The sequence below is a fragment of the Guopingia tenuis genome (assembly GCF_014384805.1).
Taxonomy (GTDB): Bacteria; Bacillota; Clostridia; order Christensenellales; family Christensenellaceae; genus Guopingia; species Guopingia tenuis.
Genome location: NZ_JACRSS010000006.1, coordinates 41,227 through 64,930, shown reverse-complemented (window position 1 = coordinate 64,930; position 23,704 = coordinate 41,227). Strand labels below are relative to the sequence as shown.

Annotated in this window: 25 protein-coding genes and 1 tRNA gene; 11 read left to right on the top strand and 15 right to left on the bottom strand. The window is 55.1% G+C overall.

Annotation, left to right across the window (positions count from 1 at the left end; translation table 11 throughout):
* Positions 1–12: 12 nt before the first annotated feature.
* From H8693_RS10180 to H8693_RS10145, 8 genes are all read right to left on the bottom strand, one after another.
* Complete coding sequence (locus H8693_RS10180) at positions 13–786, bottom strand: SDR family NAD(P)-dependent oxidoreductase (protein WP_249280880.1); 774 nt, start codon at positions 784–786, stop codon at positions 13–15.
* A 71-nt stretch (positions 787–857) separates the two neighbouring features.
* Complete coding sequence (locus H8693_RS10175) at positions 858–2,081, bottom strand: ABC transporter substrate-binding protein (RefSeq protein ID WP_249280879.1); 1,224 nt, start codon at positions 2,079–2,081, stop codon at positions 858–860.
* A gap of 31 nt (positions 2,082–2,112) precedes the next feature.
* Complete coding sequence (locus H8693_RS10170) at positions 2,113–2,820, bottom strand: ABC transporter ATP-binding protein (protein ID WP_249280878.1); 708 nt, start codon at positions 2,818–2,820, stop codon at positions 2,113–2,115.
* Positions 2,801–3,589, bottom strand: coding sequence for an ABC transporter ATP-binding protein (locus tag H8693_RS10165; protein WP_249280877.1), 789 nt, complete (start codon positions 3,587–3,589; stop codon positions 2,801–2,803). The genes H8693_RS10170 and H8693_RS10165 overlap by 20 nt, the downstream gene beginning before the upstream one ends.
* Position 3,590: 1 nt before the next feature.
* Positions 3,591–4,610, bottom strand: a complete 1,020-nt coding sequence (locus tag H8693_RS10160; RefSeq protein ID WP_249280876.1) for a branched-chain amino acid ABC transporter permease — start codon at positions 4,608–4,610, stop codon at positions 3,591–3,593.
* Entirely contained in the window at positions 4,607–5,494 is an 888-nt protein-coding gene (locus H8693_RS10155; protein WP_178620831.1) for a branched-chain amino acid ABC transporter permease, read from the bottom strand. The genes H8693_RS10160 and H8693_RS10155 overlap by 4 nt, the downstream gene beginning before the upstream one ends.
* A gap of 191 nt (positions 5,495–5,685) precedes the next feature.
* Entirely contained in the window at positions 5,686–6,255 is a 570-nt protein-coding gene (locus tag H8693_RS10150; protein ID WP_249280875.1) for a cucumopine synthase-related protein, read from the bottom strand.
* Positions 6,256–6,268: 13 nt separating this feature from the next.
* The gene (locus H8693_RS10145) at positions 6,269–6,703 is read right to left on the bottom strand and encodes a hypothetical protein (RefSeq protein WP_249280874.1); all 435 of its coding nucleotides are present in this window, start codon (positions 6,701–6,703) and stop codon (positions 6,269–6,271) included.
* A 473-nt stretch (positions 6,704–7,176) separates the two neighbouring features.
* Between H8693_RS10145 and H8693_RS10140 the strand changes: the two genes are divergently transcribed.
* The 5 genes from H8693_RS10140 to H8693_RS10120 all read left to right on the top strand — a co-directional run bounded on the left by H8693_RS10140 (position 7,177) and on the right by H8693_RS10120 (position 10,889).
* Positions 7,177–7,551 (top strand): VOC family protein, encoded by a 375-nt coding sequence (locus H8693_RS10140; RefSeq protein WP_249280873.1) that lies wholly within the window; start codon positions 7,177–7,179, stop codon positions 7,549–7,551.
* Positions 7,552–7,657: 106 nt separating this feature from the next.
* Positions 7,658–8,917: an ROK family transcriptional regulator gene (locus tag H8693_RS10135; protein ID WP_249280872.1), complete on the top strand. Its 1,260-nt coding sequence runs from the start codon at positions 7,658–7,660 to the stop codon at positions 8,915–8,917.
* Between the two features lie 28 nt (positions 8,918–8,945).
* Positions 8,946–9,323, top strand: coding sequence for a RidA family protein (locus H8693_RS10130; protein ID WP_249280871.1), 378 nt, complete (start codon positions 8,946–8,948; stop codon positions 9,321–9,323).
* Between the two features lie 286 nt (positions 9,324–9,609).
* Positions 9,610–10,266 (top strand): zinc ribbon domain-containing protein, encoded by a 657-nt coding sequence (locus H8693_RS10125; protein WP_249280870.1) that lies wholly within the window; start codon positions 9,610–9,612, stop codon positions 10,264–10,266.
* 44 nt (positions 10,267–10,310) lie between these two features.
* Positions 10,311–10,889 (top strand): zinc ribbon domain-containing protein, encoded by a 579-nt coding sequence (locus H8693_RS10120; protein WP_249280869.1) that lies wholly within the window; start codon positions 10,311–10,313, stop codon positions 10,887–10,889.
* A gap of 211 nt (positions 10,890–11,100) precedes the next feature.
* On the opposite strand, the gene H8693_RS10115 is transcribed toward H8693_RS10120, so the two are convergent.
* Positions 11,101–11,460 carry a molecular chaperone Hsp90 gene (locus tag H8693_RS10115; protein ID WP_249280868.1) on the bottom strand — a complete coding sequence of 120 codons (360 nt, stop codon included), beginning with the start codon at positions 11,458–11,460 and terminating at the stop codon, positions 11,101–11,103.
* Between the two features lie 388 nt (positions 11,461–11,848).
* Between H8693_RS10115 and H8693_RS10110 the strand changes: the two genes are divergently transcribed.
* Positions 11,849–12,166, top strand: coding sequence for a hypothetical protein (locus H8693_RS10110; protein WP_249280867.1), 318 nt, complete (start codon positions 11,849–11,851; stop codon positions 12,164–12,166).
* 308 nt (positions 12,167–12,474) lie between these two features.
* Here the strand turns inward: H8693_RS10110 and H8693_RS10105 are convergent.
* The 4 genes from H8693_RS10105 to H8693_RS10090 form a co-directional block, all read right to left on the bottom strand.
* A tRNA-Ser gene (locus H8693_RS10105) sits at positions 12,475–12,565 on the bottom strand.
* A gap of 124 nt (positions 12,566–12,689) precedes the next feature.
* Positions 12,690–13,340, bottom strand: a complete 651-nt coding sequence (locus H8693_RS10100) for a potassium channel family protein (RefSeq protein ID WP_178621554.1) — start codon at positions 13,338–13,340, stop codon at positions 12,690–12,692.
* Positions 13,341–13,355: 15 nt separating this feature from the next.
* On the bottom strand, positions 13,356–14,627 hold the full coding sequence (locus H8693_RS10095) for a TrkH family potassium uptake protein (RefSeq protein ID WP_178621552.1): 1,272 nt from the start codon (positions 14,625–14,627) through the stop codon (positions 13,356–13,358).
* Between the two features lie 538 nt (positions 14,628–15,165).
* Positions 15,166–16,686 carry a DUF3794 domain-containing protein gene (locus H8693_RS10090; RefSeq protein ID WP_249280866.1) on the bottom strand — a complete coding sequence of 507 codons (1,521 nt, stop codon included), beginning with the start codon at positions 16,684–16,686 and terminating at the stop codon, positions 15,166–15,168.
* A 203-nt stretch (positions 16,687–16,889) separates the two neighbouring features.
* Here H8693_RS10090 and H8693_RS10085 point away from each other — a divergent pair, with 203 nt between their 5' ends.
* The 5 genes from H8693_RS10085 to H8693_RS10065 all read left to right on the top strand — a co-directional run bounded on the left by H8693_RS10085 (position 16,890) and on the right by H8693_RS10065 (position 21,728).
* Positions 16,890–17,837, top strand: a complete 948-nt coding sequence (locus H8693_RS10085) for an ABC transporter ATP-binding protein (protein WP_249280865.1) — start codon at positions 16,890–16,892, stop codon at positions 17,835–17,837.
* 3 nt (positions 17,838–17,840) lie between these two features.
* The gene (locus tag H8693_RS10080; protein WP_249280864.1) at positions 17,841–18,551 is read left to right on the top strand and encodes an ABC transporter permease; all 711 of its coding nucleotides are present in this window, start codon (positions 17,841–17,843) and stop codon (positions 18,549–18,551) included.
* Entirely contained in the window at positions 18,548–19,999 is a 1,452-nt protein-coding gene (locus H8693_RS10075) for a GldG family protein (RefSeq protein WP_249280863.1), read from the top strand. Before H8693_RS10080 ends, H8693_RS10075 begins: the two co-directional genes overlap by 4 nt.
* Positions 20,000–20,280: 281 nt before the next feature.
* Positions 20,281–21,051: a sporulation transcription factor Spo0A gene (gene spo0A / locus H8693_RS10070; protein ID WP_249280862.1), complete on the top strand. Its 771-nt coding sequence runs from the start codon at positions 20,281–20,283 to the stop codon at positions 21,049–21,051.
* Positions 21,052–21,482: 431 nt separating this feature from the next.
* Positions 21,483–21,728 (top strand): Veg family protein, encoded by a 246-nt coding sequence (locus tag H8693_RS10065; protein WP_249280861.1) that lies wholly within the window; start codon positions 21,483–21,485, stop codon positions 21,726–21,728.
* Between the two features lie 4 nt (positions 21,729–21,732).
* On the opposite strand, the gene H8693_RS10060 is transcribed toward H8693_RS10065, so the two are convergent.
* Positions 21,733–22,617 (bottom strand): hypothetical protein, encoded by an 885-nt coding sequence (locus tag H8693_RS10060; RefSeq protein WP_249280860.1) that lies wholly within the window; start codon positions 22,615–22,617, stop codon positions 21,733–21,735.
* 208 nt (positions 22,618–22,825) lie between these two features.
* Positions 22,826–23,665, bottom strand: coding sequence for a 16S rRNA (adenine(1518)-N(6)/adenine(1519)-N(6))-dimethyltransferase RsmA (gene rsmA / locus H8693_RS10055; protein ID WP_249280859.1), 840 nt, complete (start codon positions 23,663–23,665; stop codon positions 22,826–22,828).
* Between the last annotated feature and the right edge of the window lie 39 nt (positions 23,666–23,704).

Here is a 23,704-nt window from a genome sequence, read left to right as displayed (position 1 = left end):
CTTCCTCCTTCCTCACCGCATCAGCTCGCCGCAGGCCACATAGAGAATCTGTCCTGTCATGGCGTCTGCCAGCGGCGACGCAAAATATAATACCGTGTTGGCCACTTCTTCCTGGGTGGCGAACCGCCCAAGAGGGGTCTGCCTCAAAAGCTCGGCCTCGGCGTCGTCCCAGGCAAAGGCGCCGTCCGTATCCAGAGAGGTGATTTTCCCCGGCGCCACGATATTCACGGTGATGTTGTTTCTTCCCTCTTCAATGGCCAGCGTCCGGTTAAAGGCAGTCATGCCGCCCTTGACGCAGGCGAAGGCGGCAGAGCTGGCCATATGGCGCACGGCCAGGCCGCCGGAAATATATATGATCCGTCCGTATTGCTGCTCGCGCATGGCGGGCAGGACGCTTTTACACGCATTGAAATGCCCCTTTTGGGCGTCCAGATCGGTTTTCCAGTCCGACCATTCCATGTCATAGACGTCTTTTGGGGTAAACGCCGGGTTATGCACAGTGTTCACCATGATATCGATGGTGGAAAATTTCCTGCGCACATCTGCCGCAAACGCTTCCACGGAATCCCGGTCCGCGATGTCGGCATAACCGGCAAACACATTTTCCCCTGTGGGATCGAGGGCAGCCAGCTGCTTTTGTGCAATTTCGGCCTCCCGGTCAAAATAATAGCTGACGGCCACCTTCGCTCCGTTTTCGTATAGCTTTTTTGTGATAAACGAGCCTAAATTTCCTGTTCCGCCAAAGATAACAGCGCTGCGCCCGCTCAGATCCAGCAAATTTTTCATCGTCCGCCCCTCCCCGCTTCTGGGTGCCGCGGGAACCGGGAAGCCCCGGTCCCCGGCAGAATGTCCTTCTCTTATTCCATGGCGCCTGTCATATCCACGTTGTTGCCCGTGTAATAGAAGGCGTTGTCCTTGACGCCGATGATGGCGATTTCCAGAGCCTCCCGGTCGCCCTTTTCATCAAACTTGATGGTGCCGGGCGCAGACATCATGTTTTCAAATTCCATGCTCTTGATGGTATCTGCCAAAGTCTCCCGGGTCGCGCCGGCCTCCAGCGCCTGGGCCAGGATGTTGATGAGGTCATAAGTATAGACCGCCGGCTCGTTGGTGTCGATGCCGAATTTATCCTTGAGCTTCTGGGCAAATTCCTTGTAAAGGTCGCGGTCGTCATAGGGATTGTAGCCTGCGGCGATGATGCAGTTTTCCTCATGGGAAATGTCCTTGATACGCTCCAGGAACACTTCGCTCAGGATCGAGGCATCCATGAAATACTGCATATCCGAAAGGCTTTCGATGCGGTCGGCCTGGGCGATGATCATGCTGGTTTCGTTATAGTCGCCCAGCAGCAGGACGCCGTCCGCGCCGGATTTTTCCAGCTTGGAGAGATGCACGGAGAAATCCCGGTCGGTTCCGGCCGTATAGGGCTCGGCCATGACGATCTCCGCCCCCAGCTTTTCCGCCGTGTTGGTGCACATTTCCAGCATGCCGGTTCCGAAATCGCTCATGGGATAGATTACGGCCAGCTTCTTTTTGCCATAGTTATTGACGGCGCAGGCCGTGAGCTGCGGCCCCTGCACATCGCTGGCCAGGCACATGCGGATGAAATCTGTCCCCTTGATGTCCACACTGTTGGCCGTGGGGTTGAGCATGGGAAGCCCCGCCGCCTCATATATGGGCAGCGTCGCCAGGGTCGTCGAGCTGGTGAGAGTGCCGATGACGCAGACAAAGTCCGGATCCTGCACAATCCGCTGGGCCACCAGGGTGGATTCGGTCACGTCGCCCTTGTCGTCATAGACCACCAGCTCCAGCTGCTGTCCGTTGATGCCGCCGGCATTGTTGATCTCTTCAATGGCCATTTCCGCCGAATTCACCTGGGAAACGCCCGCTTCCGCCAATGCGCCCGTCTGGGCCGTAGACATGGCGATTTTAATGGTTCCCGAGCTTTGGCCGGGATTGGCCGCCGCTGTGGCGTCCGGCGACTGAGTGGACGGCGCCTCTTCCCCGCCGCAGGAAACCAGGGTGAGCGCCATGACAAGGGCGAATACCCCCGCCAGTATTTTGCGAGTCCAAGCCTTCATTTTTTTACCTCCTTATTGTTTTGGGGCGGAGCTACCCGCCCAGATAAGCCTTTTTGACAGCGTCGTTTTGCAGAAGCTCCTCACTCTTTCCCTCCAGGGCGATTTCCCCCGTGCTGATGACATAGGCGCGGTCGGAAACCTCCAGGGCCTTCATGGCGTTCTGCTCCACCAGCAGGATGGTCACCCCCTGCTGCTTAATCTTCTGGATGACGTCATAGACGTCGTTGACCACCACCGGGGCCAGCCCCAGGGAAGGCTCATCCAGCATGAGCAGCTTGGGGCGGCTCATAAGGGAACGGGCGATGGCCAGCATCTGCTGCTCGCCGCCTGAGAGCAGCCCGGCCTTCTGGCTGCGGCGTTCCTTCAAAATCGGGAAGATCTCCTCATATTTTTCGATATCCTCCCGGATGGCCTGCTTATCCTTGCGGGTATAAGCGCCCATCTCCATATTTTGGTATACCGTGGATTCGGCAAAGACCTGCCGCCCCTCCGGGCATTGGGAGATCCCCGCCCGGACGATCTTTTCCGGCGGCCGGCCGGTGATGTTTTCTCCCATCCAGGTCACCGTTCCCTTCACGGGCCGCAGCAGGCCGGAAATCGTCTTTAAAAGCGTGGTCTTTCCCGCGCCGTTATGGCCGATGAAAGCGACGACCTCGCCTTCCTCCACATACATATTGATGTTTCGGATGGCCTCCACAGCGCCATAGTTCGTGCAGATATTATCCGTTTTCAGCAGCATGGCTGGCCTCCTCTCCCAGATATACCCGGACGACCTTCGGGTCGTTTTTGATGACCTCCGGAATATCCTCTGCGATCTTTTTGCCGGCATCCATGACCATGATCCGGTCGGCTGTGGACATCATGGCTTCCATGTTATGCTCGATCAGGATAAAGGTAATGTCCTTTTCTCTGCGGATCTTTTTGATGAGCTCCATCATGGCCATGGCTTCCTTGGAATTCAGCCCGGCCGCCGGTTCGTCCAGCAGGCAGAGCTTTGGCTCGCTCACCAGAGCCCGCGCCAGCTCCAGCCGTTTCTGCTGGCCATAGGCCATATCGGCGGCGATCTCGCTGCTCATCTTTTCCAGGCCCACCAGCTTCAGAACCTCCTCTGCCCGTTCCCGGGCTTCCCGCTCGCTCTCCCGGAATTTCCTGGTTCCCAGGACGGCCTGCCAGCCGCCGGCCTTCAGGCGGGTATGCTGCCCGATCATGACGTTTTCCAAAACTGTCATGGCATGAAACAGCCGCAGGTTCTGAAAGGTTCGTGCAATGCCCTGGCCCGCGATTTTGTGGGGCTTCATGCCCGTGATATCCTGCCCCAGAAACATCACCTTTCCCCGGGTGGGGCGGTAAACGCCGGTCAAAACGTTGATCAGCGTGCTTTTGCCCGAGCCGTTGGGGCCGATGATGCCGAAAATCTCCGATGGATTCACCTGGGCGCTGATGCCGTCCACGGCGCGCACGCCGCCAAAGTGCATGCAGATATCCTGAATTTCTATCACATATGCCATATCACTTCCTCCTTGCCAGCGCAGCCTGGCGGCGCTTGAGCTGGCGGCCCAGATTTCCAAAAATGCCGCCTTTCCCGGCGAAAGCCCGGGAACCCAGAACGCCCTGGGGCCGGATGAGAATCACCAGCAGCATGATGACGCCGCCCACGCCCACGCGGTATTCCGCCAGCGGGCGGATGATTTCCGGCATGATTGTGAAAAAGGCTGCGCCGAAAATCGCGCCTTTCAGGCTGCCCAGGCCGCCCAGAATGCACATCTGCGTGATGAGAAGCGTCGCATCCAGCGCAAAGGAGTTGGGGGCGATAAAGCCCACATAATGAGCAAACAGGCTGCCTGCCAGGCCGGCCACAGCCGCGCCCACAACAAAGGCATATACCTTTTGCCGGTTGACGTCGATCCCGACGGCCCGCGCGCCGATTTCATCGTCCCGGGTGGCTTGCAAGGCCCGCCCGAAGGGCGCTTTCATCATGCGGCTCAGGATAAAATACACCAGGATCAGCACCACGAAGATCAGATAGTAAAAGCGGATCTGTGTGTTGAATTCAAAGCCGAACAGGGACGCCGAAGGGATGCCCACCAGCCCCATGGGGCCGCGGGTAACAGCCGTCCAGTTGGTGACCACCGCCTTGAACAGCTCCAGAAAGGCCAGTGTGATGAGCCCCAGGAAGTCTGCCGAAACCCGCAGGCAGGGCACCGAAAGCAGAAAGCCGAAGATGGCCGCCGCAATGCCCGCGATGAGAAAGCAGGCGATAAACGGCAGGTCGGTATGCAGGGCCAGCAGTGCCGAGACATAGGCGCCCACACCGTAAAAAGCGGTGTGTCCCATATTCAGCATGCCGCCATAGCCCAGGATGACCATATCCCCCATGCTCAGGATGGAATAGAGCATGATATAGATCATCACCGTGAGGACAAGGCCATGCTGGATGACGATGGGCGCCGCCACCAGCAGCACCAGGCAGACGATCAGAACCGGCCATTTTCTGGCGTTTACAGCTTTTTTCAGAGATGCAAATGTCATACTTTCACCGCCTTTTTCTTTCCGAACAGACCCTGAGGCCGGAACAAGAGGATGAGGACGATGGCGATATAGCCGATGGAATCCTTAAACCCGGCGCCCAGATAGGCCGCCGCCAGCGTCTCCAGAACGCCCAGCAGGATGCCGCCCAAAAAGGCGCCATAGAAACTCCCAACACCGCCCAGCTGGGCCGCGGCCCATGCTTTGCAGGTGCCCCAGAGGCCCATTTCAATGCTGATCACGCTGTAATAGGAGGAGATCATCACGCCGCCGATGACGCCGAAGAAGCCGCCCAGCCAATAGACCATGGGGATGATGGTATTCACCGGAATGCCCATGAGGCTGGATGTGTTGATATCCTGAATGACGCATTGGGTTGCTTTTCCGATTTTTGTAAACTTGATGAGGATGGTGAACAGCAGCACACAGGCTCCTGCCACCGCGATAGAAAGGATGTTCTGGGAAAGAATCTGAAAATCCCCCAGCTGGATGACATTTTCTGGAATGATGGAAGGATAAACGATCTGCTGCGGCCCCCAGATGACCTGGGCCACCGTCCGCAGCACCAGCGCCGCCCCCAGGGCGCTGATCATGGGAACAATACGGTTTGCATGGCGCACCGGGCGGTATACCGTCCGTTCCACGGTCATGGCAATCACGCCGCCGAAGACCGCCGCCAAAAGAATTGCCAGCCAAGGCGGCAGCGAAGACGCCAGAAGGGCCATGGCAATGAAGGTTCCAAAGATATAGATATCTCCATGAGCAAAATTCATCATATACAGGATGGAGTATACCATGCTATAGCCAATGGCAATCACAGCATACATTCCGCCCACGGAAAGACCATTGATGAGTTGCTTTAAAAAATACACCAATTCGGGATGCATAGTCATTTCCCCTAACCTTTATAAACTTGTTTTCAAGTGGATTGCAATGCTTACGTTACAATGATCAGACAGTGCGGATGGGGGCCCGCCCAAAGCGGAGCCCTTTGCTTTTTGGAGTGATTTTGATGGGCGGGCGGCCCGGGCATATCCGAAGCCGCCGCCCGAGGTATTTTCCGGTCGAAAAAGACCCCTTATTTCAGGTTTTTCTGCCCCCGGTCAAAGGGATATGCCTTCTTCAGGGCGTCTTCCGAGGCGAAATAGGCTTCCAGCCCCGCCCGTTCTTCCTTGGAACGGAAGTTGAAAGCGCTGCCGCCGGCGCCCCAGGGCGCATAGAAGTGCGTCCACGCATGGACATAGTTCAAATAGATCATGAGGGCGCGGCAGACGTTTTTCAGATCCTCCTTCTCGTCAATGGTGTTGACCATTTCGATGAATTCGCTCAGGTATTTCCAAACGTCGCGCAGGCCCGCATAATCGAGAAATTCGCCGCTGAAGGGAAGCATATAGCCCGCGATCACGCGGATCTGCTCCATGGTGAATTTGTCGTCGCGCAGGCAGTGGTCGATGGTGTTCAGGTTCATGCCCAGCCCGCGGATCTCTGCGTCGGCAAAGAAATGGTTGGTGAAATACTGATTATATGCACCCGCCGGCGGATCCATCAGGCCCAGCCGGAGCCGTTTGCTGTCCATAGGCTCCTCAATCGTCAGCTTTTCTCTCTCGGCATCGAGAATTTTGGCCAGTTCTTCACATCTTGCGTTCACTTGCGGCACCTCCTTATGCTTCAATTACGCTGTAACGCACTTCGATGATTTCCTTCGTGTACATTACAGATTCCCAAATGCGTTTTCCCACACTGCGCAGGGTTTCCAGATCCTCGTCCCGCACTTTGGCGATGGGGATGGTGCGCAGATATTCGGTGTTATGGCCATAGGCGCAGCCCACCAGGCCGGCCAGCGGCGTCCAGAGCAGCCATCCGTCGTCGATTTCGTCCAGCTTGGGGTTATAATCGATCAGGTCGGTCACTTCGTCCACCACACAGGGGCTGTAATGATACCACTGATATCCCGCCACCATGGCGTGGATCTGCAGCGCATGATAGGGCAGCCGGTTGCAGTATTCATCGAACATTTTGGCGTTCTTATCGGTTTTGCACATCTGAACCTTCGCGCCTAGCGACGGCCACTCAATTAAGATTCTCTTCTCGGACACTTTTCACTACCTCCTAACATGATGTTGTTTCTTTTCCGAAGGCCAGGCGCCGCGAGAAATCCCAAATCCATAGGCTCGGCTCCCGCCTTCTTCCTTGTGGTTTATGCGCAGGCCGGGGCGAGCTCTACCCAGGGCTGCTGGTACGCAACAGAAGGAGAAACTCCTTCTGCGGTCCTCTTTGTCTCCCCCATGCGGGGTTTTCTAAAGAAGCGGTTGGGTATTGAATTATCTCTAAGGGTCGTTTTATGTTCTTTTGCTTGTGATGTTTTCCAAAGGATGTTTGCTATGATTCGATTATACGGGAGGTTTTTTAATTTGTCAATATAGTTTTAAAACTTTATTTAAAAATTTTCTTTGCTTATTGACTTTTCAAAGAATACCCGGGATAATAGAGAGGAGAAAAGCTCCTCCCAAATCCAGCAGCCCCTCTTTTTTCACCAAAACCAATCCATATAAAATATCAGGAGGAAACTATGGTCCGTTTTTATCACTGCAACCACAGCGTTTTGGATATCGAGCGCAGCTGCGCGTTTTATGCCGAGCAGTTCGGCCTGCGGGTTATGCGCCAGCTCACGGCATATGAGGGTGCCCTTCGTCTGGCCTTTCTTGGCAATGACGCTTCGGATTTTCGTCTGGAGCTTACCTGGAACCGGGACCGCAAGACCCCCTATGCCCTGGGGGAAAAGGAATTCCATGTGGCTTTTTATACGGATTCCTATGATGCGCTCCTTCAAAAGCATAAGGCGGCGGGCATTGTCGTTTTGGAGGAGCCCGAGCTCCGGCTCTATTTTGTGGAGGACCCGGATGGCTACCGTGTGGAGGTCGTGGAATTGCCGGTCCGCCCCTGAGGCCGCCCCGCTTCTTTGGCATAAAGAGGATTTCCCCCATGCTTTGTGGAATATAAATACTGTATTCCCATGTTTCCGCTAAAACTGAATGAAAAAGGAGAAAAATGTGAGCAATTTTTATTCCAGCCGCAAGCCGAAAAATATAAGGCAGCATAATCAGAAAATGATCCTGTCCCTGCTGCAGCTGGTTGATGAAATATCCATCAGCGAGCTTTCGGAAAAAACCAACCTGAGCAAAACCACCATCTCTAAAATGTTTGCGGATCTCTGCCATGCGGGAATCCTTCTTTCAGCGGGAAAAGGGGAATCCACTTCAGATGGAGGGAAAAAGCCCGAACTATTTGCCCTGAATCCCGAATATGGCTATACCATCGTCCTTTCCATCATTCAGCCGGATCGGATCGTCTGTTCCCTGACTGGCCTTTTGGGGCGGGTGCGGTATAGCCGTACGGAAGAACTGGACCCGGAGGCCGGCTATCCGGCCCTGCTCTCTGGAATTCTCCGGGCAATCACCCAAACCCTCGGGGAAACCGGCGTGCCGACCGACCAGATCATGGGGATCGCCGTGGCCTGCAGCGGAATTGTAAACACCAACACCGGAACCCTCCTCTATCCCACCCATGAACCCTGGGGGACGCATCTTCCCCTCCGGGAGGATATCCGCAAGGGGCTCGCCTTCCCCGTGGATATCTTTATCGACACGGCTCACCGCTTTTCCGCCTATGCCGAGTTCCTTTTCGAGGAAAACCGGAAAAACAACCCGGTCATCGTCATTTCCACCAAATATTTTCTGGTGGGGGCCAGCCTTTTGACCAAGCAGAAGCTGGTTCCGGGATACGATGGCGTGGTGGGCGATTTTGGGCATATCATCATCGACCCCCATTCGCCCAAGCGGTGCGCCTGCGGGCGGCATGGCTGTCTGGCGACGCTGGTGGGGGAAACCACCCTGTTGGAGCGTGCTTCCATGGAATGGCAGAAATATCCCGCCTCTCCGGTCAGTCAGAAATTTCTTTCGGGCTCCCTGGCCCCGCGGGATATCTTCGCCGCCGCCAGCCAGGGCGATCCCTTTGGGCAGAGCCTTGTGGACTATCTCGTGGAAATCTTTTCCATCCTGATCCACAACCTCATCAGCCTGAACAGCGCCAAGCGCGTGGTTCTCCAGGGCTTTTTTGCCTCTGAGGGGGACTATTTTCTCCGGCGGCTGCGGGAAAAGGTGCTGAACTTCAATCGGTTCCGCCTATGCGGCAACATCCATCTGGATTATTCCCAGCTGGATCTTTCGCCGGATTACCGGGAGCAGGAACCCTATATCCTGGGCGCCAGCCTCTCGGTCTCCAACCATCATTTTGATACGCTGATTCTTTAATATTTTGAAATAAGAAGGAGGAACAACCATGATCCAAACCATTGAAACCACAAAGGCTCCGGCCGCCATCGGTCCGTATTCCCAGGCCAAGGCGTGCGGCGGCTTTCTGTTCACCTCCGGCCAGATCCCCTGCGACCCCCAAAGCGGCGAAGTCGTGGGCAGTGAGATCACCGCTCAGGCCGAACAGGTCATGAAAAATCTGGCCGCTGTGCTGGCCGCCGGTGGTTCCGGCTTTGAAAGCGTCGTCAAAACCACCTGCTTTTTAGCGGATATGAAGGACTTTGCCGCATTCAACGCCGTGTATGCCAGGTATTTCGTGACCAAGCCCGCCCGGAGCTGCGTCGCCGTCAGGACGCTGCCCAAAGGTGTGCTGGTGGAGGTAGAAGCCATCGCCATTGTGGGATAAAAAGCAAAGGGAGCGCAGAAAATCATCTGCGCTCCTCTTTTTATTCTCCTAAACAGTATCGGCCGGGCAAAGCCCTTTCTTCCCCTTTCACGCTCTCTGCGGCGCCTTCTTTCCGCCGCCGCTCCGTCCCTCTGCCGATCCCTTTCATAAATCCGCTCCAACCCCTTTAATTCTTTCGGATCTGCCAAAAAAACCCTGCCGAAATATTGACAATCCCTTTGGATTCGATAAAATGATAAGTAGGTTATATCTTTCATATATTTATAAAAAAAGTTGGAGGAAAATCATGAAAAAGTCAACAGGCTTTCGTGTCACAGCGATGGTATTGAGCTATCTCCTCACAGTTTTGATCATCGTTTCCGTCGTTGTATCGTCTATTTCCGATTTGGTGCCCAGCGTATGGCTGATTATCATGGGCATGGTCGCCATATGCGTGCTCGTGAGCATTCCCAACGGGGTGTCCGTCCTCATCGGTTCCATCATCTCGGGGCTGATGACTCTGCTCTTCCTGGTTTCCATGTTTGATTCCCTTCCCTATTACGGCATATTTTTCGATCAGGAAACAGTCACCGGCCTTACGCTCGTTTTCATCGGCATCATCGTCATTCTGCTTCTCACGTTCATCTTCTCCCTTATCGCCGCCATCCGGCTTCTGGGGAAGAAAAAAGTGAGCGGCCAGCCCTATGGGCAATATCCCTATGGACAGCAGCCGCCTTATGGCCAGCAGCCCTATCAGCAGCCGCCCTATCAACAGCCCTACCAGCCTCCGTATACTCCGCCGCAGCCGCAGCAGGCTCCCGCCCCGCAGCCCCAACCATCGGAGCAGCCCCAGGCAGCCCCTGCGCAGCAGCCGCCGGCCAACTGCCCTTCCTGCGGAACGGCCCTGAAGCCCGGCGCCCGGTTCTGCACCCATTGCGGCGCGCAGATTCCATCGGCTAAGTAATCTATTGATTTTAATATTGAATATAAGAAAGGAGACATTTTCTCATGTCTGATTACCGCAAAGCACTCAAAGAACATTTTGAATCCATCCCCGCTTTCAACAGCATGCTCAAGGTCAACTATATTTTCTATGGCCTGGGCCTTCTGTTCCTGATTCTGGCATCTATCATTTCCATCAGTTCCATCACCGCTTCGGATCTGTTCAACGCTCTGGGCACGCTGCTCCTGCTCTTTGGCCTGTTCCTCTGCTTCGTCCGCAAGGATGATATGGGAATCATCATCTCCATGAGCGTATTCGGCCTGTTGGAGCTTATCATGTTCATCGTCTCCCTGGTCACCTTCCGGGGATTCATCATCCAGTTCTCCTATCTGCTCTATACCGGCGCGGCGGTTTGGCTTCTGGTTCTGGCCCTTCGCTCCTCCGGCCTTGTCAAGCAGATGCAGAGCCGTCAGCAGGCGGCTGCCGGGGCGCGCTCCTGCGTTTCCTGCGGCGCGTCGATTGCGGCGGACACGAACTTCTGCCCGGCCTGCGGCGCTCAGCAGACCGTGAAGTGCCCGCAGTGCGGCGCCACAGTTTCCTCTGCCGATGAATTTTGCGGCGGATGCGGCAATAAATTGAAATAAGCGAGCGGAATAATCCGCCGAATCAGGCAGCCCGGGATTCCGGGCTGTCTTTTTTCTTTTTCACAATAAAACGCCCCCGGGCCTGTTTCTCCGGCGCCGCTTTCCCCTCCCCGTTTGCCGGGCATTTCCCGGCACAAGCACTCTGCTTTCCGGCCTGCGCAAAATAAAAAAACGCCCGCCGGAACCGGCGGGCGCCTTAAAAGCCATGGCGTTATTTCAAAAGATCTTCCTTTTTATCCAGAATCTCTGCCACAATGGCGCAGGCAGGGCAGTCGCAGTACTGCGCGCCCGCAGCCCGGATCTCCTCCCCATGGGCGGCCACCTCCGCAGCCTTTTCCGCCCCAAAATAGGCGGCTCCTTTTTCGGATTTGGCAAAGCTGATGAGCATATCCACCGGCATGATATCCCCTTCCAGCTCCTTTATATACCGCTGGGTTTCCTCTTTTTCCGCCTCGGTGCCCGCGGCATCCAGCCAGCGCTGCGCCGCCGCCTTTGCCTCGCTGCTGCAGGTCGGCGCTTCCATCAGGGCCCGCGTCTTTTCCATAATCTCCCTGCGTGTTTCCTTTTCCATGATTTCACCCGCTTTCTATTGAAATTTGTCTATATTGTAGCATAGACGCCGCGGGGAAACCACCTTCCCGGCACAAATTCTTTTCCATTCCCCCATGTTTTCCGTCCCGGTAAAAATCTATTTTTCGTCGTTTTTCATCTTTCTTCGTTCCTCTCCCCGGATTCCTCTTGTGCGGCGGCCCATTTGTAATATATTTATATTGCATAATTTTCAACTATTACAATACTTTGAACTGATATAAAAGTCTCATGCGGAAATTTGTTTTGTCTGCCGTTGTTTTGCTGTCTCTTGCGCTCTTTGGGCCTGCGGTTCTGCCCCGGCGCAAACGCCCAGCGCCTCTGCCACGCCGTTTCCTGCCCCAACGTGGTCTCCGTCTCCGACGCCCACGGTGATTCCAACACCATCTCCCTCGCCTTCCCCTTCCGTGAAGGCGCCGGCTGCCGCAAAACCAGCGGCTGCCAAAAAGCCCTCGGCAACCAAAAAGGCATCGGCCACAAAGGCTCCTGCCGCCACCCAGAAGCCTGCGGCTGCGCCCAAGCCCACGCCAAAGCCCTTCAGGGAAGAATCTGCAACCGTCTATTGGACGCCCTCCGGCGGGAAATACCATATCTCCAGAAACTGCGCCACCTTGAAGCGCTCCAAAACCATCAAATCCGGAACCATTGCCCAGGCCGGCAACCGCGGCCGGTGTAAGGTCTGCGGCTGAACTGTTGTCATCAAAAGCGCACGCCCGCGAATAAATGGCAGGCGGTGGAGGCATTATTTCGCGCGCTAAACAAACAGCCATAGTATCGCCGGGCTTTTGCATCGCATCGTGAATAAAACAGTCCTGCCGAGCTGATTAAGCAGATCGGAGGTCATAAAAATGACTTTGGTTCCTTTAGTGCCGGCGGGCACCATATGAATGGGGAATGGGAGAAAGCCGCCCGGCTCGCAAACGATGTGTTCAAAAAACTATGCAGTAAAAGGGTATACAAAAAAGCCCAGGAATATGTTAATTCCGGGCTCTTTTGCTGGCGGAGAGACAGGGATTTGAACCCTGGTTACGCTATCAACGTAAACACGATTTCCAGTCGTGCGCCTTCAGCCACTCAGCCATCTCTCCAAACCATTTGATTCTGTTTTTTGCCAAAATAGCATACAACCGCATTGCGGCGTGGATTATTATAGCAGATATTCCGCGCCAAATCAAGCCTTTTTAAAGATTATTTTGCCCCGACCTGCCATTTTTATTTCTCGGTCAATTTCGCGATGGCGGTATCCTTTCCAACGATAATCAAGGTTTGGCCCCGCTGCAGCGGGCGGTCCGGGTTGGGCGTCAATTCCACTTCCTCCTCCCCGGTTTTGATGCCGACGATGTTAATGCCCATATGTTTGCGCAGATCCAGCTCCTTTAAGCTCTTTCCAATCCACTGATCCAAAACTGCAATTTCAATGATGCTGCACTGCTTGGAAAGCTCGATCACCTCAAAAATGTTGGAAAGCGCCAGGCTGTGCGCCAGCCGGATTCCCATATCCCGTTCCGGAAATACCACCCGATCGGCCCCCACTTTATAGAGCAGCTTGGTGTGCATATCGCTGTGGGACTTCGCGCAGACAAATGGAACTCCCAGGTCCTTCAAGTGCATCGTCATCAGAATGCTGGATTCGATCTGACTTATGGCGATAATGACACCATCCAAGTTGCGCAGGCCCAGATCCCGCAGACTGTCCTCGTCCGTCCCATCCGCTTGAACGCAATGGGTAAACTGCCGCGCCAGAGAGTCCACCTTTTCGCCGTCCTTCTCGATGGCCAGCACCTGATGTCCCATTTTCATCAGTTCTTCTCCAATGGATGCGCCAAACCGCCCAAGGCCAATGATGGCAAACTGTTTTTTCATTGCTTTCCTTCTCCTTTATCCAACCATAATGCGCTCTTCCGCATACCGGATTTTTCCATTTCCCTTGGCCATCCGCATGCTGATGGCCGTCATAACCGTTATAAGTCCCACTCTTCCCGCATACATGCAGCAAATGATGGCGACCTTGCTGGCCGGGCAGAGAAGCGGCGTCAACTCCTGGCTCAGGCCCACGGTTCCAAAGGCCGAAACCACCTCGAAAAGAATCCGCGAGGTGTCAAACCGATTGGATTCCAGCGTCGTCACAATAAACGTCATTACGCCGACAAAAATCATGCCTAACAGAATGATGGCAATGGAGCGGAGAACCGTCTGCCAGTTGATGCGCCGCCGGAGTATGGTCACATCCTCCCGCCCACGGATGATCGCCACCAGCAGGCTCAGCATGACAACGCAGGTCGTCGTCTTGACGCCGCCGCCGGTTCCCGCCGGGGACGCGCCGATGAACATCAGCAGGATCGTCACCAGCGCCGACACCGAATGCATCCCGCCCTGCCGGAAGGAGGAAAATCCCGCCGTGCGCGTCGTCACCGACTGAAAAGCACCGTTCAGGATCTTATCTCCGGCGCTGAAGGACGGGATTCCCAGCGTCTCCGGATTGTTCCATTCCACCACGCAGATAATCACGGTCCCCGCAACGATCAGGAACAGCGTCGCTATTAAAACCACCTTGGCCTGCAGGGAAAGCCGCCCCCGAAAGCCGTGCATCGCCCAGCGCCCGCTTTCCAACACCACCAGGAACCCCAGACCGCCCACGACGATCAGAGCCATAATGGTGATGAGCACCAGCGGATCCTGAGCATAGGGCATGAAGTTTGTCCCCTTGCCGAAAACGTCAAATCCCGCGTTACAGAACGCGGAAACCGCGTGAAACACACTGTAGTATATCCCTTTGGCCCATCCAAATTCCGGGATAAAGCGGATGGACAGCAGCGCCGCCCCCGCCAGTTCGCAGCCAAAGGTAAGAAACGTGGCGCTGCGCGTCATCCGCACAACCCCCTGCAGCTTATCTTCATTTAACGATTCCTGCATAGTCAGCCGGTCTGACAGGGAAAATCGCTTCCCCAACGCCATAAAGATAAGGGAAGTCGCCGTCATGATTCCCAGGCCGCCGATTTGAATGAGCGCCAGCATGACCAGCTGGCCGGTCATGTTGAAAACCAACCCGATTTCCACAGCCGCAAGCCCAGTCACACAGACAGCAGAAAAAGAGGAGAACATGGCGTCTACCAGGCTCACCTCATATCCCTCGTTCCAGCAAAAAGGCATGGCGAGAATAAACCCGCCAAGCAACATAATTGCCAAAAAAGCCAAAGCAATTTTTTGTACAGGACGCAATGTGATATGGAACTTATTCATCTCTGTTAACTCTCAAGCCTTCTTCTATCTTTATCTCTTCTTAATATCACTTGTATTATAGCAGTAGTTCGTCAAAACGTATAGGCGGAATCCCTATATTTATCCTGCTCTTCCGGGCATTTCCGCCTTTTTTTCATTTTATCTCTATTTTTTCAGAAATTTTTTCCCGTTTTTTTCATATTTCTCGTATTTTTGCGATTTTATCCTTCCCCTTTGTCCTATGGTGTTCCAAAAACGTGCAGCCTTTTACATCCTCTTGCTCCTCCGTTTGCGAAGCCTCTCCTATATTCTGTCCATTTTTCCGGTTTTCTCCAATGATGATGTGGCTTTTCCTCTCCAGACGAGCCTCCCGGCCCTTACCATACCGCAATCCTTTTCCGGCCCCGATCCATCCATGCAGCGGCGCCCTGCTCTCCATAAAAAAGGGGGCTGTATGCCCCCATTGTCTTCAGCTCCGGATGAGAACCAGCTTTGTGCCCTGCTCCAGCGGCTGTCCGTCGTCCTCCCACTCCCCGGCAAATGCGTCCGTACGCACCCGGAATTTCTTGGCGATATCCCAAAGGCTCTCTCCGCCGCCCGCAAAATACACCACGATCCCCGGCGCCGCCACCGGAAGTTCGGCGCCCATCTCCGCATCCGCCACCGCCCGGAAGCTGGTGCAAACCGTCTCATAGGCGCAAATTTCCATGCAGCAGCGGGCCTCCAGCTCCCTGCCGGAGCCTTCCACAACGGCATATTCCGCAAACGCTTCCACATGCACATCCGAATTTTCGCCGACTCCGGGTAGGCTCAGATCCGTGGTAAATGGCACGGAGGCCTGCAGGCTCTTGATGCCCGCATCCGCCGTAGTATAGCAGAGCAGATAGCGCATCACACCCTCCACGGCCGCCCGGTCCCTTCCCGGCGTCACCGAGAGGATCTCGGGCATAGCGCAGGAATAGAGCACCCGAGCCACCTCCGGCGCGCTGTCCGGCACGGTGATCCCCATGCGGACCACCTTCTTCTGCCCCTCCAGCTGCCGGCGGCGGCAGGTCTGCATGGGCAGCCAGGTCAGCTTACATTCGTGCTGCCGGTCATACAGGTCCTCCACCAGATACGTCTCCTTTTCCCCAAAGCAAAGGCTGCAAATGCGGATGACGGCGGAAACCTCCAAAAGATCCGGGTTTTCCTCCTGGGTATCCACCACCAGCCGCTCCAGGTTGGCCGTCACAAAGATGGGAGAATCCTCCGTGCAGCCGGCGTCGTTGATGATCTCGCCAAAGGGCAGGGTTTCGCTCATATATTGCAGCGGCGCGTTTTTATCCGGGCTCAGATACACGATAAACACCCGAAGGTCGCCCTCCACTACAATTTTGTCCTCTTCTTTATGAATATTTTTTGCCACGGCATAGCCGCGAGAGAGCAGCACCTGTCGGACGGGAGGCATGCTCTGGGGTACCCGCAGCTCATCCTTGACATAGGACTGGACGCATTTGGCCGTCCGGATATAGGGCAGCTTCTGCACCTGCTCCTTGATTTCCACATTTTTATCCGTGTTATATGCCTCCAGCAGCTCAAATTCCTCGTTGCCCAGGGCATACAGGTTGATATTCAGTTCGGCCCGGATGGCAATGGATGTGCCGTCGATGAGCTTTCCCGTCACATCCCCCACGCGGATCTCCCCCAGCACCTGCATATCCGGCGTGATGCCCTCTTCTTCCACGCCGTGGGCCAGGCGGCATTCCGAATCGAAGCAGCCAATCTCCCCTTTTTTATCCATATATAAGATGCTGAACCGGGCCGTCCCGTCCAGATCGATGCGCCCTTCTCCGGCGCGGATCTCCCCCAGCTCCGCCAGGCCGGCGATCTCCAGAATCCCGGAAATCTCCTCCAGCCCCTCAGGGAGCTTGAGGGTTCCCTCGATGAGTGCCTGGCAGTCCGTCATCCAGCGGCTGTTCTCGGTGATAATCTCCTGTTTCAACATGCTCATATTCTTCCCTCCAAGGTCTTTTTAAGAGTCTTTAGCCATTCTAGTTATGTTTATAGAGAAATCCGGAAAAAAATGACTAAATCCCCTTTTCTTTTGCTATTTCTTTGTTCATAATTTATTTACAGTAAATACATTTTGCCTTTGCTATAATTTTTAATGAATCAAAGGGGCCGCAAAAGGCCGCCGGAAGGGAGGAAAAGCGCATGATCGAAGCCAAAATGCTCTATAAGAATTTCGGCGCGTCCGTCGCAGTCAACGACGTTTCCTTTACCATTCCGGACGGGCAGATTACCGGCGTGCTGGGGCGGCCGGGCTGCGGCAAGAGCACGATTGCCAACATTCTCGCCGGCTATACCGCCAGCAGCGGCGGCAGTGTCTCCATCAACGGATATGACATCGAGCGGCATCCCCGCCGGGCCAAGGCCGCCATCGGCTATCTGCCCGCCAACAACCCCATTTACTATGACATGACTGTCCGGGAATATCTGGATTTTCTCTCCCGGCTGCACCGTCTGCCCCGCCGGCAGGTTCCCGGGCGCATCGCCTGGGTTTCGGATATCATGGGAATTTCGGAATATCTGCCCCATCTGATCCTCAATCTCGACCGGGGCGTGATCCGCCGCATCGGCATCGCCGGCGCACTCATCAACGATCCCCCCATCCTTCTGCTGGATCAGCCCACCGCCGGGCTATCCCCCGCGGATACCCGGGAGATCCGGGAAATTTTGAAATCCCTGCGGCAGGACCGCACCATGGTCATCTTCTCAAGCTATCTTGCGGAAGTGCTGGAGCTCTGCCAGCATGTCCTGGTGCTCAACGGCGGCAAGCTCATCGCCAACGACTCCATCGCCAACCTGCGTGCGCTGGCCGGGGATAAAAACCGGCTCAAGCTCTCCCTCCATGCGACGCTGGACCAACTGCGCCGGATTCTCTCTTCCATGGAGAGTGTTGAGGATGTCAGCGCCCAGCCCGGCCTGGAGGAGGGCGCGCTGGATGTTATTTTGGAATCCGGCGTGGATACCGACCTGCGGCCGCAGGTCTGGGCGGCCTGCGCCCGGGAGAACATTCCCATCCTGGAGATGAAGTATCTGAACGTGTCCCTGGAGGAAATCTTCCTCCAGCTCACCGGAAAAATACAGGGGGGGGACTGACAGATGCGCGCCGTATACCGAAAAGACCTGCGCTCTCATTTTGCAAGCGCCTCGTCCTATATGTTTCTGGCCGTCTTTCTCTTTTTCGGCGGCTCCTATTTCACCCGTTTCGTCCTTGCCCAGAACACATCCGAGGTAACGGAGATTTTCGCCAATACCAGCGTGCTCATGGTGCTGCTGTTTCCTTTTTTGACCATGCGCTCCATGGCGCGGGAACAGCAGATCGGGACGGATAAGCTGCTGCTCACCGGCCCGCTCCCCATCGTTTCCCTGGTGACGGCCAAGCTGCTGGCCTGCTATACGGTCTTTCTCCTCTCCCTGGCCTTGACGGCCATCTTTCCCCTTCTGGTGTTTGCCGGGGGAAATGTGAGTGCGGGAGAAGTTCTCGTGAGCTATCTGGGCTTTGCCCTCTTTGGGCTGGCGGTCATTTCCCTCGGGGTGTTTATCTCCTCGCTGTCTGCCCATCCCCTGCGGGCCGGGCTGGTGACCGCCATCTGCCTTATCATCCTCTGGATGACGGATTCCATCCTGCCCAATGTGGCCAATCCGGCGCTGCATTCGCTGCTCTCCGTCTTTTCGCTGTTTGGACGGCTGGAGGAGTTTCAATATGGCTTTCTGCGCCTCTCCTCCATCTTATATATGCTGTCCTTCGCGGCGGTCTTTGTCCTGTTTACCTGTAAGTCTATCAGTCTTCATAGGGAGAATAAGGTTTGAGTCCAAAACGCCATGCCAGAAAAATTTCATACTCCGTATCCGGCAACCTGCTTCTGGGCGTCATTCTCTGCGCCATTCTGGCCCTGAACATCGCCGCCGGCGTGCTGGAAAAGGCGCTGGGGCTGGGAATCGACGTCTCCAGCAACCATATCTATACCCTTTCTTCCGCCACCCGGGAAATTTTGCAGGACCTGGACCAGGAGATCGTCATCTATTCCCTCACTTCCTCCAGCGAGGATACGTCGCCTCTGCCGGTTCTTTTGAACCGCTATGCCGCCGCTTCCCCCAAGGTGGAGGTCAAGGAAGTCAACTATGCCACATCCCAGTCCTTCTATCAGCAGTTTGAGACGGCAGACCAGAGCATTTCCGCCAATTCCCTCATCATTACCGACCGCACGGGAGAACGCTTCCGCGTCCTTTCCCCGAGCGACCTTTTTGTCTATAGCAACGCCTATATCCCCACAGCCACCAAGGCCGAGGCAAAAATTACCTCTGCCATCCATTATATTGAAACTGGCATCTCCATGCGGCTGAACTTCCTCTCCGGCCATAACGAAACTTCCCTCTCTTCCCTTTCGGTTCTGAAAGCCCAGCTGGAAAACCAGAATTACGAGGTGGGAACCATCAACCTCTCTTCTGCCGCCGCGCGGAAGCTGAGCCCGCAAATGGATGTCCTGGTGGTGGTTTCCCCAAAAACCGACCTCTCCAAGGAGGAATATGAGGCCATCCGGGAATTTCTCGACAAGGGCGGGCGTGCCCTCTTTCTCATGGACCATTCCTTCTTTTCCAAATCCCAGGGTCAGCTTTTCCTCTATTCCAACGATATGCCCTATTTTGATATCCTTTTGAAATGGTATAACCTGGCCCTGAACAGCGATGTGGTGGTGGGCGGCGACCCTTCCTACAGTGGTCTGCGCGCCACAAATTTCGCTGTTACGGCACAAAAGCACATAATCACCCAAAAACTCCTAAAAAACAGCGATCCCGTCGTTTTCAGCGATGCCAGCTCGGTCTCGCTGCTGGATGAGCATGAGGATGTGGCCCTGAGCCCTCTCATCACAACGCCGGAAAGCAGCCATACAAAGTCCATCATCAAGGGCTTTTCCAACCTTCTTCGGGAGGATGGCGATCCCAGTGGCCCATTTGTTTTAGGCGCTCTGGCGGAGCGGGCGGATTCCAAGCTGGTGCTCTTCGGAACCTCCTCCTTTGTCTCCAACGACAGCCTGGAGATTGCCGGGAACGACCAGCTGATTCTGGATACCCTGGAATATATCAGCCCCACGGACGCCAACATCAACATCCCCGCCCAGCCCCTGCGCTCGGTGCAGGAGGATAGCTCGGGCGCAGGCGGCTCTCTGCAGGCCGTCGCCTCGGTGGGGATGGTCTTTCTTCCCCTTCTCATTCTTCTGGCCGGCTGCCTGCATATCTTCCGCCGCAAACGTCTGTAAATCGTTTGCGGCCCGCTCTATTTCCTGGGAAACAAAATTCCCCGAGAAATGGGGGTGTTCCCTAAAAAAAGTTTTTTCCCGCAGTTCTTTTCCCTGTGGCCCATCGGTTAAATCCTTCAAACACATCAATTTTTCACAAAATTTTTATATTTTAGCAATATTTTTCTGGAAACTTTGTTTTTCTCTGGGGGTATGCTATAATAATCGTATTCCATAATATACTATTTTTGGCAATGAAAAACAGATTTTTTGTTGCCGGAAAACGACGGAGGAAAATGACTATGCAGGAAAAAATCAAATTGCTTATCGCCGAGGATAACGGCTACTTATCCTCAAACATCAAAGACTTCATGGCAAGCCAACCCGAGATCGAAGTGGTTGGCGTTGCCGTAAACGCCCAGGAGGCGCTGGAAATGGTCAAGCTGACCCAGCCCACCGCCCTGATTACCGACCTGATTATGCCCCAGTCGGATGGGTTTGTCCTTCTGGAAAAGCTCTCCAGCGGGCAATATGGCAAAATGCCCGAAACCATCGTCCTCTCTGCCCTGGGCAACGAGGCGATGATTCAGCGGGCCCTGAGCCTTGGCGCCAAATATTATATGGTCAAGCCCTTTGAGCTGGATCTGCTCTATAAGCGCCTTCTGGATCTTTTCAACATGCGTTCTGTCCCCACAAAGGTTCCCGTTCCAGCCGTAAAAAGCCGTTCTCTGGATGAGAAAATCACCAGTATCTTTTTAAGCATCGGCATTCCCGCCCATATCAAGGGATACCAGTACCTCCGGGAGGGAATCAAAATCACCATCCGCAACCCCGAGATCATCAACACCATCACAAAAGAGCTCTATCCCGGCATTGCCCAGCATTTCGGCACCACCCCCAGCAAGGTGGAACGCGCCATCCGCCATGCCATCGAGGTGGCCTGGAGCCGGGGGCGCATCGAAAATCTCAACGAAATCTTCGGCTATAAAATTTATAACAATAACGACAAACCCACCAACGGAGAATTCATCGCCCTGATCGCTGACAGGCTCACCATCGAACAGACCGCCTGATCTTTCAATGTGAGAATTCATGCACTTATATACAGGTGCCAAAAGACGAGTTATTCACATTTCCGCATGCATATTTGTGGATAATGTGGATAACTCGTTTTTTTATCCACATTTTTGGGGACGTTTCCATGGGTTTCTCCACATTTTTGTGGATAGTGTGGATAACTTTGTGCATATTTCCCTCTGAGGCCTGTATATACAGTTTTATCTTTCCCGCTGTATATACAGGAAATTATTCATGCGGATTCCTGCATTTTCTGAATTTTCCCCTTTTTTTCTTCCCATAAATTTGTCAGTTTTCATCTTTTTTGATGTGATTATCTGTTAAATTGCTGTAAAATTCCGCCGACCGGCCTGTGAAAATCTGCGCTCCGCATAATTTTCCTGATTCTGGATATCCTAATGCCAGCGAAGAAAAGGAGGGCACCGATATGACACACCACACCATCCGCGCCATCATGCGGGATCTGAAACAATATGAGGGAAGCGCCGTGAGCCTCTATGCGATTGGCGACCGCAACCGGATCCTGCAGGCCCAGGGAATCCTGGACGGCGTATACCCGGATATCTTCACCGTCCGGGTGGATAACGGAAGCTATCAGAAGCGGTATTGCTATGCCTATAGCGAGATCCTCACGCAGCATGTGAAAATCCGTCCCCTGGAGGGCTCGGCCTGACCGCCTATAAAAGGGCCTGCAGGTTGGTGGGGCGGCCGGTGGCGCTGTCCCGCAGGAGCACCCAATAGCCCGCCGGGCCGTCCTGCTCCTGCAAATAGGTATTGAATCCCTTGAGCCAGGGCGGCGGCGTCAGCGCGTATTTCCCGGGAATGGCCATGGCGGTGGCGATCAGCGCCCCGTCCCGGTAGATCTCTCCCTTGAGATATCCGCTCTGGCCATAGGCAAAGGGATATTCCACACGTTCCCACCGAGAATCTTCAAACAGATAGGAAAAGGGCTGCACGGAACGGATGCGTTTCGGATGGCAGCTTTTTTTCTCTTCCCGGACAGGTTTTTCCGGTGTCCCCGCTGGTTTGGCCGGGGAAGAGGCCATTTCCATCTGGGGCAGGGAATCCAGAAAGGAGCACGGCTCCGGCCTTTCCCCGCTCCGGCCGGCTTCCCCGGTGCTTCCGGCTTCCGGAATTTCTGCTTCCCGAGATGCTGCGGGCACTTGTTCCCGCATTCCCCCTTCCTCTTCCGGGGGCGCTGCCCCCGCATCCGCATCCATCCGGGGCTCTTCCCCTGGGTCTGCCGGCTTTTGCGCCTTCTCATAGGCCAAAAGGGCCTCCTCCCAGCCAAACGGCCCTGCCGAACCTCGCAGCACGGCCTTTCCCTCCCGCAGCAGCGCCGCCGCCTGAATTTCTCCCAAGCGGCTCTGCATACAGAGCTGATGCCCGCAGTTTCCCGTCAGTTTTCTCCAGGAATGCGGGCCATAAAAAAGGACGATATCCCCTGTCGCCGGTTTGGGGCATTCGAGAAAATAAAACAGCCGTTCCCGTTCCTCCAGCGTTAAAATTCCCCAGGACTCCCCTTCGCCCCGAAGGACAAATCTGCGTTTTTGATAAGCCATTGTTTTTCCCTCCCGTTCTATCCTAACTATATGCGGCTCTTCCTGCAAAAAAGACCCGGCATAAACGCCGGGCCTTTCCCTTCTTTTGCAGCAAAAGCCTTCTGTCAACAGTTTTCGGATCCTTGGGGATCACGGGAAACGTATATTCTCTGTTTTTTATCGTCGGAACAGATTTTCTCATATCTCTGGGCACGGAGCAGCCTCTCCGTCAGCCGAGAACGCCGGCCAGGCGAGCAAAATCCTCGGGAGAAAGGGTTTCCGCCCGGGCGGCGGGGGAGATGCCCGCCGCCGCTAAAGCAGCCTGGGCCTGTTCCCCGCGCAGCCCCAGGGCGCTTTTCATATTGTTGAGCACGGTCTTCCGCCGCATGGAAAACAGGCCCCGCACCACCCGGGCATAGGCTGCCCGTTCCACGGGAAAGCAGATCTGCGGGCGGAGCTGAATCACCGCCGAATCCACATCCGGCTCTGGCAGGAAGCATCCCCGGCTCACGCCAAACAGCTTTTCCGTCCGGCCATAATAGGCCAGCGAGGCGCTGAGAGCGCCGTATTCCTTTTCGCCCTCCCGGGCGGCCAGCCGGTCCGCCACTTCTTTCTGCACCATCGCCGTGAACCGTTCCACAGGCGCGCCGCTCTCCATCACATGGAGCAGGCATTTGCTGGTGATATAATAGGGCAGGTTGCCCACCACGCAGAATGGCTTCCCGCCAAAAATCTCCCGGCCCACTGCCGCCAGGTCGGTTTTGAGAATATCCTGGTGCAGCACCTGAACATTGCCATATTCCGCCAGGGTTTCCCCCAGCACCCGCACCATGCCGCCGTCCAGCTCGATCGCCGCCACCCGGGCGGCACGCTCGGCCAGGGCGCTGGTGAGCACCCCCAGTCCCGGCCCCACCTCCAGGACGGCGCCGCCCTCTTCCACCGCCGCCTGGGCGATTTTTTCCACGATGTGCCCATCCTTCAAAAAGTTCTGCCCCAGCTTTTTGAGCGGAGCCAGCTCATATTTTTTTAGCAGTCCGGATATGACTGCAGGGGAATACAATTCCTTCATGCCCTCTCCTTTTTCCAGCGTCTTTCCCCTATGGTATCA